The organism is Lactiplantibacillus xiangfangensis (assembly GCF_001438845.1).
Classification (GTDB): domain Bacteria; phylum Bacillota; class Bacilli; order Lactobacillales; family Lactobacillaceae; genus Lactiplantibacillus; species Lactiplantibacillus xiangfangensis.
Genome location: NZ_JQCL01000012.1, coordinates 1 through 15,931 on the forward strand (window position 1 = coordinate 1; position 15,931 = coordinate 15,931).

The 15,931-nt window shown below is 46.1% G+C and carries 14 protein-coding genes; 12 read left to right on the top strand and 2 right to left on the bottom strand.

Annotated features, from left to right (window positions below; translation table 11 throughout):
* Positions 1-635 precede the first annotated feature (635 nt).
* Positions 636-4,280, top strand: coding sequence for a MucBP domain-containing protein (locus IV64_RS01145; protein WP_057705328.1), 3,645 nt, complete (start codon positions 636-638; stop codon positions 4,278-4,280).
* A 102-nt stretch (positions 4,281-4,382) separates the two neighbouring features.
* Here the strand turns inward: IV64_RS01145 and IV64_RS01150 are convergent, their stop codons facing one another.
* Positions 4,383-4,916 (bottom strand): hypothetical protein, encoded by a 534-nt coding sequence (locus IV64_RS01150; RefSeq protein WP_057705329.1) that lies wholly within the window; start codon positions 4,914-4,916, stop codon positions 4,383-4,385.
* Positions 4,917-5,155: 239 nt separating this feature from the next.
* Between IV64_RS01150 and IV64_RS01155 the strand changes: the two genes are divergently transcribed.
* Entirely contained in the window at positions 5,156-5,416 is a 261-nt protein-coding gene (locus tag IV64_RS01155) for a DUF2187 domain-containing protein (RefSeq protein WP_057705330.1), read from the top strand.
* A 224-nt stretch (positions 5,417-5,640) separates the two neighbouring features.
* Positions 5,641-7,056, top strand: a complete 1,416-nt coding sequence (locus IV64_RS01160) for an MFS transporter (protein ID WP_057705331.1) — start codon at positions 5,641-5,643, stop codon at positions 7,054-7,056.
* A gap of 96 nt (positions 7,057-7,152) precedes the next feature.
* Here IV64_RS01160 and IV64_RS01165 read toward each other — a convergent pair whose 3' ends face one another.
* Positions 7,153-8,064, bottom strand: a complete 912-nt coding sequence (locus IV64_RS01165; protein ID WP_057705332.1) for a metal ABC transporter solute-binding protein, Zn/Mn family — start codon at positions 8,062-8,064, stop codon at positions 7,153-7,155.
* Positions 8,065-8,233: 169 nt separating this feature from the next.
* Between IV64_RS01165 and IV64_RS01170 the strand changes: the two genes are divergently transcribed.
* From IV64_RS01170 to IV64_RS01210, 9 genes are all read left to right on the top strand, one after another.
* The gene (locus IV64_RS01170; RefSeq protein ID WP_057705333.1) at positions 8,234-8,764 is read left to right on the top strand and encodes a CvpA family protein; all 531 of its coding nucleotides are present in this window, start codon (positions 8,234-8,236) and stop codon (positions 8,762-8,764) included.
* Between the two features lie 726 nt (positions 8,765-9,490).
* Entirely contained in the window at positions 9,491-9,859 is a 369-nt protein-coding gene (gene folB / locus IV64_RS01175) for a dihydroneopterin aldolase (protein WP_057705334.1), read from the top strand.
* Positions 9,849-10,361: a 2-amino-4-hydroxy-6-hydroxymethyldihydropteridine diphosphokinase gene (gene folK, locus IV64_RS01180; protein ID WP_057705335.1), complete on the top strand. Its 513-nt coding sequence runs from the start codon at positions 9,849-9,851 to the stop codon at positions 10,359-10,361. The genes folB and folK overlap by 11 nt, the downstream gene beginning before the upstream one ends.
* Positions 10,354-10,923: a GTP cyclohydrolase I FolE gene (gene folE, locus IV64_RS01185; RefSeq protein WP_057705336.1), complete on the top strand. Its 570-nt coding sequence runs from the start codon at positions 10,354-10,356 to the stop codon at positions 10,921-10,923. Before folK ends, folE begins: the two co-directional genes overlap by 8 nt.
* A gap of 27 nt (positions 10,924-10,950) precedes the next feature.
* Positions 10,951-12,270, top strand: a complete 1,320-nt coding sequence (locus IV64_RS01190; RefSeq protein WP_237757289.1) for a bifunctional folylpolyglutamate synthase/dihydrofolate synthase — start codon at positions 10,951-10,953, stop codon at positions 12,268-12,270.
* On the top strand, positions 12,267-12,872 hold the full coding sequence (locus tag IV64_RS01195) for a non-canonical purine NTP pyrophosphatase (protein ID WP_057705338.1): 606 nt from the start codon (positions 12,267-12,269) through the stop codon (positions 12,870-12,872). Before IV64_RS01190 ends, IV64_RS01195 begins: the two co-directional genes overlap by 4 nt.
* Before the next feature lies 1 nt (position 12,873).
* Entirely contained in the window at positions 12,874-14,025 is a 1,152-nt protein-coding gene (gene folP / locus IV64_RS01200; RefSeq protein WP_057705339.1) for a dihydropteroate synthase, read from the top strand.
* Complete coding sequence (locus IV64_RS01205; RefSeq protein ID WP_057705340.1) at positions 14,018-14,545, top strand: DNA-3-methyladenine glycosylase I; 528 nt, start codon at positions 14,018-14,020, stop codon at positions 14,543-14,545. The genes folP and IV64_RS01205 overlap by 8 nt, the downstream gene beginning before the upstream one ends.
* Before the next feature lie 114 nt (positions 14,546-14,659).
* A complete protein-coding gene (locus tag IV64_RS01210) occupies positions 14,660-15,352 on the top strand; it encodes a CPBP family intramembrane glutamic endopeptidase (RefSeq protein WP_057705341.1) in 693 nt (230 codons plus the stop codon).
* The last annotated feature ends 579 nt before the right edge of the window (positions 15,353-15,931 follow it).

Genomic DNA, 15,931 nt, shown 5'->3' on the forward strand with positions numbered 1-15,931 from the left:
CACAGAAGTTAAGCTTCTTAGCGCCGAGAGTAGTTGGGGGATCGCTCCCTGCGAGGATAGGACGTTGCCATGCAAAGTTAGGATCAGCTGAGGCTGGTTCTTTTTTTTACATCCAAATCAATTATGCCAAGACTATAGCGCCGGTAGGGGTTCCTAATGAGGAATCGCTACCGGCGCTTTTTTTGCGTGCGAAAAGGTTTTGGCATTACTGACTGATGATTAAAACTAATAGACCCTACTTATTATAGTGGTGGTTATTGGTTATCCCAGGGCACAAAAATAAAGCTGTTAAATGAGCTGTGTCAATCAACTCGTCATTAAAAATTAAATATTAAAAGATAATTTAAATACTATAAAAAGAATTCAATGATAATATCACTAAACCCGATGAAAATATTGGTCTAGTAAAAATAAATATGATATTATTTTAAGTACAGGTGCTTATCTATATTGTTGATTAACCATTTATGGGCGTTATATCTATGAATAATAAATAAGTTATAAAAGATAAGCATTCGGCATCAATATGACTATTTTGAATAAATATATATGGGGATTAATCACGCTATTTAGTTACTTTGACTAATAAATATATTTAGATTCAAATGACTTTCGACAAGTGGAAGGGGACCATCATGAAGTTAGAAAATCAAAAATCACATTATAAGATGTATAAAAAAGGTAAGTTCTGGATTTTTGCTGGTATGACGTTGCTTACGCTGAGTGCTAATACGGCCATTGCGCATGCGGATACTGACCAAAATGCAAGCGCTTCCGACAACCAAGAAAATACCGATCAATCTGCTTCACCATTACAGGACACGGTCGTTCCGTTAACAGCTGGAACGACTCAGTCTGAGGAGACTAGCAATGAAACCCCAACATCAGCTGACAAAAAAGACGAGCAACAAGAAGAGACGACGCCTGGGTCACAGGAAGCGACTTCTGAAGATCAAGGCGCGTTAAAGACGTCAGCCACTCAAAATATTCAATCAAAAGTTCAAGCCCAGCGTTCAGTGGCTAACTCGCCAGTTAAATCGGATGGGGCTAAGACGGAAACCGTTACTGAGGAATCTGATAAACCAGCACCAGTTAGTGAGACTAACGAAGAGAAGATCAGCAGTGAAGAACCAACGACGCAGGCCGCTCCTGCTGAACAGACTGCATCAATGCAAATGGCTAAGCAGGCCCGCGCCGTTAAAGCGGATGCAACCATTGTTGATAGTAATACGTTATCAGTTGCCGGTGGTAGTTCATGGACCATTGATAGCGATGGTGTTTTAACAATTGGTGCAGGTAATTGGAAAAGCATTGCGGGTGATGATAATTCCTGGGCCAAAAGTTCTCAGTGGAACAAGGTAACGACTGTTAATATTACTGGACGGGTCGACGGCGATGGTACACTGGTTAACGCCTTTTTTAAACGCGTCATGTTTACAGTTAAACCAATTACTAGCATCACTGGATTAAAGAATGTTCATACTGACAATGTGACTAGTTTTAGCGGTATGTTTAGTGGAAATAGCATTACAGACTTCACGGGAATTGAAGAGTGGATTACAAGTAAAGTTACTAGTATGAACAATATGTTCTCAAGTAATCAAGTCACCGATGAAAAGCTACTTCCAGTTAAAAACTGGGACGTCAACAACGTTACTGAAATGGACGGCATGTTTTCTAACATGCCTTTGACTAGTCTTGATTTAAGTAACTGGCGCCCGACAAGCTTAACATCAGTTGGTGGGATGTTTTTGAGCTCGAGTAAACTAGCCAGTGTAAATTTTGACGGCTGGCAGACTAGCACCATAACACAAGCTGCAAATATGTTTTCTGGAGACAGTAGCCTAACATCTTTAGATCTCTCTGGGTTTGACTTGACTGCGCTAAAGCCAGCAGCTGTTGTTACTATGTTGGCGGGTACAACCAGCCTTAAACAGCTGACATTGGGTGATAATTCGCGTTTAATGGTTGATACCGCTAATGCAGGCTTGCCTGATATTCCTGCTAATGCGAATTATACTGGCAAGTGGGTTGCCGCTGAAAAGGACGCTAATGGGAACTGGGTCGCTGCAACCAAGGATGCGGCTGGGACCAGTGCCGAGTTAATGGCGCTTTACAGTATGGGGAGCACCGTTCCCGCTGGAACCATTACCTATATTTGGCAAGAGGCCGAACCCGTTGGTGCTGGAAAAGTAAACGTTCGCTATGTCGATGAATCCGGCAAAGTGATTGAGGTGGCGGACGAAGCCACCTATCCAGATGGTCAGTGGGTCGGCAAACAGTATACGACCACACCTAAAGATATCGCCGGCTATGAATTTTTCCAAATAGCTTCCGATGGTCTAGCTGCTAACGGGACGTTAACCGCAGATGGTGGTACGGTCACGTATATCTATCATCAAACTGCAGGCAAAATCAACGTTCAGTACGTTGATGAGGCCGGTCACGTCATTGATACGGGCGAAGCCGACTATCCGGATGGTCAGTGGGTCGGTTATAAGTATACGACCGAACAAAAAGATCTGGATGGTTATGAATTTGTCCGTGTAGATTCAAAGGACTTGGATGCAAACGGAACGTTAACGGCGGATGCAGGCACGGTGACGTATGTTTACCGCCAAGCCGCTGGCAAAGTGGACGTTCAGTACGTCGATGAATTTGGCAACGTCATTAAGACGGGCGAAGCCGTTTATCCGGATGGTCAATGGGTCGGTCAGAAGTATACGACCGAACAAAAAGACCTAGATGGTTATGAATTTGTCCGTGTAGACTCAACTGGTTTAGACGCCACCGGCACGTTGACAGCTAATGGTGGCACGGTCAGGTACGTCTACCGCCAAGCTGCTGGCAAAGTAAACGTTCAGTACGTTGATGAGGCTGGTAACGTCATTAAGACGGGCGAGGCCGATTACCCAGATGGTCAGTGGGTTGGTCAAAAATATACGACCGAACAAAAAGACTTGGATGGTTATGAATTTGTGCGCGTAGATTCCGAGGGCTTAGCTGCCGATGGGACGCTGACAGCTAATGGTGGTACGGTCACGTATGTTTACCGCCAGGCTGCCGGCAAAGTAAACGTTCAGTACGTCGATGAAGACGGCAAAGTTATTAAGACGGGCGAAGCCGCTTATCCGGACGGTCAATGGGTCGGTCAAAAATATACGACCGAACAAAAGAACTTAGATGGTTATGAATTCGTCCGTGTAGACTCAACTGGCTTGGATGCAAACGGAACGTTGACTGCCAAGGGTGGTACGGTCACTTATATTTACCGGGCAATTCCCGCTACTCAGGGAACGGTCAACATTAATTTTATTGATGATACGACCGGTAAAACGTTAACAACTAAAACGCAAACGGGCGCTGAAGGGACGCAAGTCGACTTCAGTACCGCGGATTTGATCAAGTATTATCAATCATTAGGGTACGTGCTAGTGAGTGATAATTATCCTGCTAACGGTGCCACTTATAACGATGGTACGCAGACGTTTAGCGTTCACTTGAAACATGAAATGATCGCCGTTCCCGCCGAAAGTAAAACTGTGAGCCAAACGATTCATTATGTTTACGCAAATGGGCAAACCGCAGCGGAAGATTACTACGCAAAATTGGTCTTTACCCGCCAAGGTCAACGTGATTTAGTCACTAATGAAATTGTCTGGAGTGCGTGGACCGCGGATGCAACGACGTTTAACGCGGTTACATCACCAGTACTCAAAGGGTACCATGCTGATCAGCCAACGGTCGCAGCAGTTACGGACGTCACAGCGGATAGCGCGGATCAAGTTATCACCGTAACGTATACGGCAGATGCGGTTGATCCAGAAGAACCGGTCGACCCAGAAGAACCGGTCGACCCAGAAGAACCGGTTGATCCAGAAGAACCGGTCGACCCGGAAGAGCCGGTTGACCCGGAAGAACCGGTTGATCCAGAGGAACCAGTTGGCCCGGAAAATCCTGGTGAACCTGACGTCATCGATCCTGACAAACCGGTTGATCCGGGAACGCCAACCGTACCAGTTACACCGACATTACCAAGCAAGCCTGGTACATCGACTCAGGTTGATAAGGATAAAATTGTTGGGACTCGTCCAGGTCATACGGACGTTGCCGATGCCACCGCACCAATTAAGCGTGCGACGGCAGTGACGCCAGCGACTGCCCAAGCAACCGGCGACCTACCACAAACTAATGAAAACCGGCAGCGTGGCGTATTGTCATTAGCGGGAGTCGGTTTACTAGCCATGCTAGGATGGTTCGGTTACCGCCGGAAGTCGTAATCAGAACTAATGAATTTAAGTCGTTCTTTGTCAGCAACTGTTGATAACGAACGAAAAAGGAAATCAATTCATTTCGAATTGGTTTCCTTTTTGTGTCCTGAGCTAATATTGATAATCGTATTGGTTTTTATTAAAGCCGACAATTGCGGTTACCTTATCATGGTTACTCAGGCCTAGTAATAATTTGTCATTATGACTTTTATCAATGTACATCACGACTTTACCGTATCTATCGGTGTTAAATGTGATGTAATGAGGCCCTAACAGCTGTTTCACTTTATTTAAAGTCATCCCCAGTGCTAAACCGTTGTCAAAGTGTGAACGACAACCGGGGACTTTATCTACCAATTTTAAACCGACAATATCATTGTTAGCAGTTGTCGTAACGTAAAAGGCGTTCATGCCGCGGTAATTATAGTCGTTCAATTTTGCCGTGTCACCTTCTTGTTTAACATAAGAAGAATCGGGTTTGAATTGACGACCTAGACTCAGCTGGTCATACGTGAGGTGACTTAAGTCAGTCTCTTGAACGGATAAAGAACCAAGCCGTTCCTTTAAAGTATCCCGATAAAGAAATCCAAGTGCTATGACCAGTATGAGTAATATTGGAATACTAATTTTCCAAAGCTTTTTCATGCTATTTCCCCGTGCAATCCGCGATGAACAATTGGACTGTATTTATTGTTTTTAAATTTTGATCCCTTAGAACATTATAATATATATCATGGTAATTATTTTTGGCAGTTAATAACGTTGGCTAATTTAATCATGGTCGATTTTGGGTGTAAAAATCGTGTAAATTCGTGATCATTAATTGTTATTAATAGCATTAAGTGCTATGTTATTAGCATATTTTATGAAGTGGAGTGATAGTAATGGCTAATATTGCTGTGGGAGATCGGGTTAAGTGCCAGAAAAATGGTAATACCGATTACGATTTCTATGCTAAAGTGGAAAAAGTTTACGAGAACTCCGCGTACGTCACGATTACCCATTATGATTTACGGGATGATATCAACGTGGGTGAGCTTCAATACCGGGCCGTGATTGCTTTAAAGAAGATGAAGGTTGCCCAACCAACGGACAGCGAAAAAGAAAAGATGCAGGCGGTCAGTGCAGCCATGTTGGCTGAATAAGCGCTCCGTCTAAGTACCTGCTAGTTCCATGTAAAATGAATACTAAAGTTAAGGCTTGGGTCGATTGTGCTCAAGCTTTTTTTCGTGTCGCCAAACTTCATTAAACGTCTTCCATGAAATTTTGTCAGTGCGATAGCTGAATATCCCTGTACATCATTGCTTAGAATGGTACAATGGATTATAGCAGTTAATAATAGTTCTAAAGTAAGAGGGAGGAATTTATAATGAATGAAACCGATAAGACGCCGTCATTAACGGGTCGGCGACGATTTTGGTTCATTTTTACATTGTTGACTGGGACGTGGACGATGTCCATTAGCCAGTCTTCATTGTCGACGGTTTACCCGACGTTTATGCGCGACTTTGGGATCTCCGCCTCAACGGTCCAATGGCTCACAACGGGCTTCATGTTGACGATGGTTGTCATGATGCCAATCAGTCCTTGGTTATTGAATAACATTGGGTTTAAGAAGTTGTTCTTAACAGTTCTGGTCCTGTTTGATGTTGGATCGATTATTATTTATTTTGCGTCAAGCTTTCCGGTTATGATGGTTGGACGCTTAATAAAGGCCGCGGCGGTCGGAGTCCTGTTTCCTTCCTACCAGTCAATCTTACTGACGATTACGCCCGAAGAAAAACGTGGTACGACGATGGGGGTCGCGGGTCTGGTCATGGGATCGGCATTAGCCTCTGGCCCAATTATTTCGGGGGTCGTTTTAAAGTTTACTGACTGGCACGGGTTGTTTGCCGTCTTCATTACGGTTGCGACAATCTTAATTTTACTGAGTTTCCTAACGATTCAAGACGTGATGGTCAACAAACCATCGAAACTCGATTTGATTTCTATCGTGACGTTACTAGGCTTTGCGGGAATTTTATACGTGGTCAACGAAATTGGTAAACCAAATGTTAACTGGACGTTCGGTTGGGTCTTACTGATTGTGTCTATCTTGGCCGTGGCCTACTTTACGTACCGGCAATTTCATTTGGAAACGCCGTTATTGGAACTGCGCGTACTTAAAACGTTTAATTATGATTTAGCTATTTTTCTAACGGCAATTTCGTACGTTGCGTTGATCGTGGTTACGATTATTTTCCCACTCTACTATCAAGGTGTTCTAAAAGTATCGCCCTTTGTATCCGGGATGGCATTAGTTCCCGGCGCGGTTTTCTTGAGCATTTTAAACCCATTAACGGGGCGTTTAGCGGAAAAAATTGGGTATAAACAGATCATGTTACTCGGGATGAGTATGATTGTGCTAGGTTGGTTGATCTTAGCGCTCATTAGCCAAGAGTTAAACTTAGTCACGATGATTTTGATTGCGGCCCTGATTGAAGGTGGGAACGCCTTTGTCATGATGCCAGCGGTGACCCTCGGTGCGAACTCGTTACCGAATGAGTTGATTTCTCACGGGACCGCCGTGATTACTACGGTACGGCAGATTCTAGGATCAGCCGGCGTTGCCGTCGCAACGCTAGTTTTATCTAACGTAACGGCTGCACAGCTGAAAGCCGGGGCACCGACCTTGACGGCGAACTTACAAGGTTATCACACGGTTTTCTGGATGATGTTAGGAATTGAAATCATGGGCTTACTCTTAGCGTTACTGTTACGGGATGGTCGCCAAGCCAAGAAATAAGGCATATGACATAAATTATAATAAAAGCAGGTTTTCCGGATGAAATAGCCACCCGGAGAACCTGCTTTTGTCATGATCAATTAATTGAGACAGTGTTTACTTTTGTCGTTCGTTAGTTTGAATTTTAGCTAATTGCTGGTATTGGCTGAGCATCCAGCTTTCATAAGTCTGGTGGGCGGGTAACGTTTCGGTCACTTTCAGGACCGGGACGTCGTACTTCTTAGCTAATTTGACCATGTTGGTGATCAAATTACTATCTGTTTGGGTGTTTTCCACAAAGAAGGCGATGCGATGGTGCTTGATATCGCTTTGCATGCGGGAGATGTCTTGTGGTGACGGGTCAGCACCGTCCTCGATTGATTTGGCAAAGTGATTATTGCTGATTTTGTAGCCCAGTGCCTTCAATGAATAGTCGAAAACCGGTTCGCTAACGGCGACGCGTTGTCCGTGAACGTGTTTTTTGAGTTCGGCGAGTTCTTTCGTAATGGGTGCTAGACCATCTTGATAAGCGCGTGCTTGTTGCTCGAAGTAACGTTTATGTTGAGGTTGGATCCTAGCCAAGTCGGCCGCTATTTTATTAGCTAACCGGGGCATGGTCGTCGGGTTATACCAAACGTGTTCGTTGGCACCATCCGTTTGTTTCGCAATCGTCGTGCCGACTTCAATCACCCGTGTACCAGGTTCTTTGTTAACGATGAGCTTTTGCATCCAATCATCGTACCCAATGCCATTGTAGATAATTAGTTGCGCTTGGCTCGCTTTTTTAGCCGTTGCAACGGTTGGTTCAAAGCTGTGTGGATCAAGGCTGGGGCGATCAATAACCGACGTCACGTTGCCGTATTTACCCGCGACTTTTTGCGCCGTTTGCCCGTAAAAATCGAGGCTCGTAATAATGTTGATTTTGCCATCAGTTGTCTTCGGTGCGGCGCTCTTAGACTGACAGCCGGCTAACAAGACACTGATTCCTAGTAACAGGCCGAGGTAGCCCCATATTCGACGGTAAGACATGTTTAAATCCCATCCTTTTTAAATCGTAACAATTACTATTGACTTTAGCGAAAAAACGGGTTGCCGTCAAGTGTTAAGATAACGTTTAGATCTGGTCGTTATCGTACCCGTTACCCGGGTAACCTGCTAAAATAACTGTACGACTAAAACAAGGGGGGCGACGTAGCGCATGATTTTTACAATTGTCATTTTATTTTTGTTAGGAACAGCCATTTTTAGGGGCTTTCACCGTGGCTTTGTGATTGAGATACTCCACCTAATTGGGACCATTGCGGTCTTGATCTTTGCGCGGTTACTTTACCAACCGCTTGCACAGACGATTAGTCATATTTTAACGGGTCTTCATCTAATTGAGGCTTCGATTGCAAGCACCCTGATTATTAATATTATTGCGTTCTTTATTTTGACGTCGCTAGGGTGGGCCGTTGTGCGGCTACTAGCCCGCGTTTCACGGAGCATCACCTGGTTACCCGTCATCAAGCAAGTCAACAGCATTGCGGGTGGAATCGTTGCCTTTACACTTTCCTACCTCATCATCTTTGTTTGCTTATCGTTGGCCAACTTATTTAATACCGACTTTATTCAGACTCAAATGGATCAGTCACCGCTCGCAACGTTTATCGTTAAGAAAACGCCGGGGTTGACCAGTCAATATTTGGGAACCCTGATCAAGTTTGAAACGGGCACTCAAGATTCATAACTAATTCAAAAGTAGCGACTGGAAAATAATTCCGGGCGCTTTTTTTAATTGAAATTAAAGATTGAAAGCTAAATTAATTCCGGTTGTCACTGATGACATGCGGTCGTGGGACCGGGGCCAGCCTGGGAAGCGGTCTAGCCCCTCGCCCAGAACAATTGCAAAATACGCAATTGTCCTGGACCGTCCGTGGTGTAGGCCCGGCAAAAAAATCGCCGCGCCAACACCACCAGCACGACCGATGCCATCAGTGGCAACCTCCGAGCATCCGACTAAAATAATAATAGTAAGACTATTAGGAATTCAAAGACGTCGGCTATCGGTTTTGAATTGAAGTCCCGGACCATCCTGTGGCTGAAGGATCAAACTTGACTAGTTTGTTTTAAAACAGTCTTAGCGTAGTCGGCAGAATTAGCGGGCCATGTCGGCACTGTTAGCTGGCGTTTTTTGCCAGGTTACAGTGCGGGGCGACTTGAAAGACTCGTTCTTTGAGGCTTTCAAGCGAGGCGGAAGACCGTTGTTTGTCTGCAGCCGACCCCATGGCCCACTGATTCTGCCGGCGAAGCGGGAATAGCTATCACTACTGTTACGCTGCTAAGTGTGATTTTAGATTTTTCAACCTTTAGATTGAAATATAAAACGTTTCTGAGATGAGTCGGGGTATTTATCGGCTTACTGACGCGTTTCATGCTATGATTATAAGTAAAAATGAACTTGAGAGGGATACTTATGGGAATGATTCGAATTAACAACTTACGCTTCCATACGTTTAACGGCGTGCTACCGGAAGAACGGCGGAACGGACAGCAATTAGGCTTGGATATCGCCATTAAATATCCGATTGAAACCAAAGTTTTACATGATGATGTCCACGAAACAATCAATTACGCGGAAGTTCGGAATGTCACCGAACACTTTATTACAACGCATTCGTACAAGCTAATCGAGTCACTGGCCAACCATTTGTTGGAGACTTTACTGGCCAGTTTTCCAACGGTTGATTCGATAAATATCAAAATTCGTAAATTTAGTGTGCCAATGCCAGGAATTTTTGATAATGTTGAAATTGAGGTTCAAGGGGCGCCCGATGCCAAGTAACGAAGAACGCGTTTACTTGAGTATTGGCTCCAATATTTATCCGCGGGTCGCAAATATCCAGGAAGCCTTAACGCGTCTACGGGCGCTTAATGCGGTTGACGTGCTGGCAACGTCACACTGGTATGAGACTGAACCGTGGGGCAATCGCGACCAAGCAAATTTCTATAACGTTTCGGTTGCGTTGACGACGACCTTGACACCGGATGAACTACTAGACCAGCTCCATGAGATTGAACAGGCGTTACACCGCCAACGATTGATTCACTGGGGCCCCCGAACGATCGACCTCGATATTATTTTCTGGGGGGCTAGGAAACTACATACGGCAACGTTGACAGTACCGCATGCGCAGGCAGCCCACCGGAACTTTGTGTTGCTACCGACCCAAGAAATCGCGGCGGATGATCCAATCGTTGGTCCCCAAGTCGACGCGTTGATTGCGCAAAATCAAGATCAGAGTTGGATAAAAAAAGTGAGAAATGTGAGTGAGTTAGATGATTGATGAACAAAATAAGGCAAAAATTGAACGCGCCGTTCGTGATATTTTAACGGCGGTAGGTGAAGACCCCGACCGGGCCGGATTAGTTGAAACACCTGAACGGGTGGCACGGATGTACGCGGAAGTTTTCTCCACCAAGACTGCGGCGCCGTTTGATAATTACAAGTTATTTAAAGTGGAAGATCCGACTGAAATGGTCTTATTGAAAGACATTCCGTTCTATTCAATGTGTGAACACCATTTGTTACCGTTCTTTGGCACGGTTCAAGTGGCGTACGTCCCACAGCATGACCAAGTGATCGGGTTAAGTAAGATTCCACGGCTGATTGATTACTGTGCCAAACAACCAAACGTTCAGGAACGGTTAACGGTCAACATTGCAAAGGAACTTCAACGGATTTTAGACCCCGCTGGGATTGCGGTCTCAATCACGGCCCGGCATATGTGCATGGAGATGCGTGGTGTTTCTAAACCCGGTGTACATACCGAGAGTAGCTATTACAGTGGTCAATTTAAAACAAATTTGGATTTGAAACGCGAATTTTTACAACGAATTGCAAAGTAGGGTGATCGTGTGGACGCAGCGGCGGTAATGGAACAATACCAAGCATTATTAGGACAATTGAATCAAGCCATGCTGGCGAATAATCATCAACGGGTCCCGCTATTACGGCGAATTATGGCACATCTGGGTCACCCCGACAATTACTTTCACGTCATTCACATTGCCGGAACGAACGGTAAGGGCTCGACGGGTGCCATGTTAGCCAGTATTTTACGTGCGCAAGGTTACCAAGTCGGGCGCTTCAGCAGTCCGGCCATTAATGATGACCGAGAGCAGCTCCAATTAAATGGCCAGTGGATCAGTCCGGCAGATTTTATTGATACCTACCAAGAAATCGTACCAGTCTTGACCAACATGGGATTACAAGTGCACGACGTCTCAATTTTTGAGTGGTTCTTCCTTATTAGTATGGTCTGGTTTCGGAACCAGGACGTTCAATGGGCCGTGGTTGAAGCTGGCTTAGGTGGGCTATACGATGCCACTAACGCGTTAGCTGGTCCCCAGTTGACGGTCTTTACTAAGATTGCGCTGGACCATACTCGCATTTTAGGACCAACGATCAAAGCAATCGCCCAGAATAAGTCCAAAATTATCAAATCACATACAACGGTCGTGACGTTAGCAGATCAGCATCCGGATGCGTTAGCCGTCTTAAAGACGGAAGCCTTGAATCAAGGGGTGCCACTGGTAACCGCTGAACAGTTGCAAATGACGATGACGGAAGCATCGATCGACGGCATGGTGGTAACGGCCCACAGCCAACTGTTCGATTGGTCGGATCTGCACGTTAATTTATCGGGAACCTATCAGCTTCAAAACCTCAGTTTAGTTTTGACCGCGGTGGCCGTCTTAGTTCGTCAGCACGTGACAATTACTCAAACCGCTGTGCGGACGGGCCTACAGCACGTGACGTTACCGGGCCGCTTGACGGTGTTGCAACGCAGTCCGTTAGTTATTGCGGACGGGGCGCATAATCCGGATGGGATGGCGGCACTAGTCAAAAGTGTGCAGCACCTGCTACCGGACCGGGAGCTCATTTACGTGGTCGGCGTTTTGCGTGATAAGGCGTACACTCAGATGCTCCAAAGTCTGTTGCCAACTGCTAAACTCGTGATAACGAATACGCCAGCCAATCCTGAGCGGGCCATGCCGGCGGACGAACTTGCGCAAGTCGCAACGAGTTTAGCGGGCGCGCACGGACCAGGAATTATCGTCCAGCCGACCATTGTTGCGGCCTTAGACCTTGCGCAACAACGGGCAACGGAACACAATGTCATTATCGTGACCGGGTCATTTTATGTCATGCGCGAATTACAACAAGCTGGCTGGAAGGGACTGAGCCAATGACGTGGTTAATTGCATCGAATAATGGTGGGAAGAGTCGGGATTTAGCAGCCTGTTTAGCCTATTACGGCTTGTCAGCCGAACCGTATTTTCAGACGCAACCTCACTTAGAATTTCCGAACGAAACAACCACCAGTTACGTGGAGAACGCTGTGACGAAGGCGCAGTTTGCCGCTAACCGGTTAGGAGTTGCGGTGATTGCAGATGACAGTGGCTTGGAAGTTCCCGCAATGCCCGATTTTTTAGGGGTGACCACGGCGCGTGACCTTGGTGTCCGGGTGGGTGGCTTTGATCGTAATCAGGAGATTATTCGAGCGATGGTCGCTTTACCAAACTCACAACGTCGAGCAATCATGCGGGCAACGTTAGCCGTTGCGTGGCCCGACGGACGGGTCATCACGGCCCAGACGACGATTACGGGCTACATCACACGTCATCAAATTGGCCAGTATTCAGGGGGCTTCGATCGGTTATTTTGGTTACCCCGATATGGTCGAACCCTAGCCGAGTTACCTGATTTGTGGCGGATTCCGCTAACGCATCGGGGCCAAGCCGCTCGCAATTTAATTCAACAACTGAACGAGATGAAAGGATCGGTGGAATAACATGCAGGTACAAGATATCACCAGTTCATTAGCACAAGCGAAGGATTTTACTAACGTGGCACTTAACGCTCAAGTTCAGCGCCAACAAAAAGTAATTTTACGTTTCAGTGACTACAACCGCGAGCAACAGATGCGGTTGGTTCAGCTTTGTCACCAGTTGGACGGGACCGTTCAAGCAAGTCCGGAACAACTGACTGTTTTGTTGGATCAAGCAGCGGGGCGGTTACTAGCTAAACGCTGGGCTGATTTCTTTGACGACCAACCAACCGTTCAAATTCAGTTGACCCAAATTATGAAGCAATATGATATTTTCTGGCAGGCCGGCGAGCACCGGTTTAACTTAACAAAGCGGCCAATGATTTATGGCATCATGAACATTACCCCGGATTCGTTTTACGACGGCGGGCAATATAAAACGATGGATGACGTGTTGAATCACGTTGGCGACATGCTTCAGGCCGGAGCGGATGTGATCGAAGTTAATGGTCAAACGACTCGTCCAGGGTTTAAAGAAGTGACCCCGGAAGTTGAATTGGAACGGACGTTACCATACGTTCAAGCAATCAAACAACGTTTTCCGGATGCGGTCTTAGCCGTGGATACTTATAAATACCCCGTCATGAAAAAGCTGATGGCGGCGGGTGTTAGCATCATTAATGACGTTAACGCGTTTACCGACGACCCCCGTAAGCTGAGCTTGATGGCTGAAAGTCACGTGGGCTTATTAACGATGCATAGTAGTCGGGACCGTGAATACCCCGACTTAACTAGCGGGATGCGTGCGTTTTTTGAACATAACTTAGCCACTCTAACGGCTGCCGGAATCGATATTGAACGGATCGCCCTGGATCAAGGCATCGGCTACTCACAAGTTGCTCACGGCACTCAAGATTACGTGATGATGCGCAACATCGATGAATTCAACTACTTACGGCGACCAATGATGGTGGCTATTTCACGGAAGGGCTACTTAGGATTACTACTTGGACTAAAGAAGGAAGATCGGTTGCCGATGACCTTAGTGACCGAAACCGCGATGATGCTTAAGGGTGGCCGTATCATTCGGGTGCACGATATTGCTGAAACCAAGCAGATGGTGACCTTGTTGGATCGCATCGAGAACGGTTACTGGTTGGTCAGCGACCATGATTAGTCCCACTGATTTTAGTGACATTGCGGCAAACGGCGCTAAGGACTACGATGCATACTTCGGCACGCCCACGTACGATGATCACGTCTTATTTGAGCTGTTAATCGTCGGTATTTTGCAAGTGGGACTGGGCTGGCAAGTTGCTGCGAGTCAGTTGCCAGTCTTGCGTGAGCACATGGACGGGGTGCGCATTGAAAAAGTAGCTGGTTATGAGGAACCGGAATGGGAACGGCTGATGGCGACGCCCAAAGTGATGCACAACGGTCGCAAACTGCGTGCCATCATCACGGATGCCCGTGGCATTATGATGATTCAGCGGGAATTTGGCCACTTTAGTGACTATCTCTGGCAGTTTGTTGATGCCACGCCGTTATTAATGCCCGCTCCAGATGACGAATTACCGCACCAATCACCGCTTGGTACGCGGGTTGCTAAGGATTTACATCGACGGGGCTTTACGTTTGTTGGCCCCGTGGTGACCCACATGTTCCTACTGGCTGCGGGGATAATCAAAGTCGATTAAATGAAGGGGATGCGTTGAGCACCTCTTTTTTTTAATGGAAAGATTAGGATCAAGCTGTAAGTTATGATAAGACGTATGGTATCCTAATAGAAGGAATGATAGGGGGCAGGACGGATGAAAACTGAAACGTGGGCGTGCCAACGAACGTTTATTTGGAACCTGATTAAAGTGGGTATCATGGTTTTACTAATTGGGACGTTTAGCGCCGCACCACTCATAATTTTCTTTACTTGGTATCATTGGTGGACGGTGCTACTGGGATTCTTGGTCTATGCGCTCGAAGTCTGGGCGCTTTACGCGATTTATCGGCGCTATGCGCGCATCCGGCGGTTAAAATTACCGGACTTAACAGCGAAAATGGCCCCACGGACTATTATGATGATTGGCGTTGCACTGGTGATTTTAGTGTTGCTAGCGTTGGGCAACGCGGTGTTAACGAACTGGTTACACCTACCCGTTGCGGAGAACCAAGTCGTTATCGATCGCATGATGAAAGCACATCCGGTTCCTTTAATCATTGGGGCTTCTTTCTTTGGTCCGATGTGTGAAGAATTAAACTTCCGGGGGATTTTTGCTAACTATACCGTGTTTGGACAATATCAACGGCGGACCTACACGGTGGTAGTATATCTTGTTAGCAGTGTTCTATTTGGGTTTACACATACAGGGTTCAGTAATTTTCCCCAGTTTATTTATTACACCTTGTTTGGGATGGTCGTCGGTAGTACGTACTGGCTATCGGGACGCGACATTCGGGTCAATACCGTGACGCACATGCTTGGCAACTTGATCCTTACACTGATTTGATGGCCGACTTCGCTAAATATCGTTTTAAGGGTTGGCGGTTACTACGGATAGCAATTAATTTTTAGGTAACAGCTAAAGATTGAAAGTCTTAGAACTGGTTCTGCCGGCTACGCTGAGATTGGTTTAAAGCAAACCGGAAGCGGGAATCTTAACAAATTTATTGGTACTAACGGTGCGATATCAGTATCTAGACCAATACAAATTAACTATTTATGAGTTAGTCTGGTTACCGCTGATGACTTCCAATTATCCGATAGTAATAGCAATAGTAAGACTATTTTGAGCGCAGTCGGGTAGTGTTGATGTGCTGTGTCGGCAAAATTGGCAGGTGTTTCTTATCTGCCAATTTTGCGGGGCGATTCAAAGACGTGGGCTGTCGGCTTTAAATCGAGGCGCCAGACCGTACTTGGCTGGGGCCGTCCCCCATAGCACATCAACATTACCCGGCGGAGCGGATAATTTAGGAATGACTATCGGTACTGTTACGGTGTTAATAGCGGTTTTAGATTTTTCAACCTTTAGGATAGCAGTCAAAAAAGGCACCGGACGATTCTGCAGTGAAATACTGCGTTTGTCCGG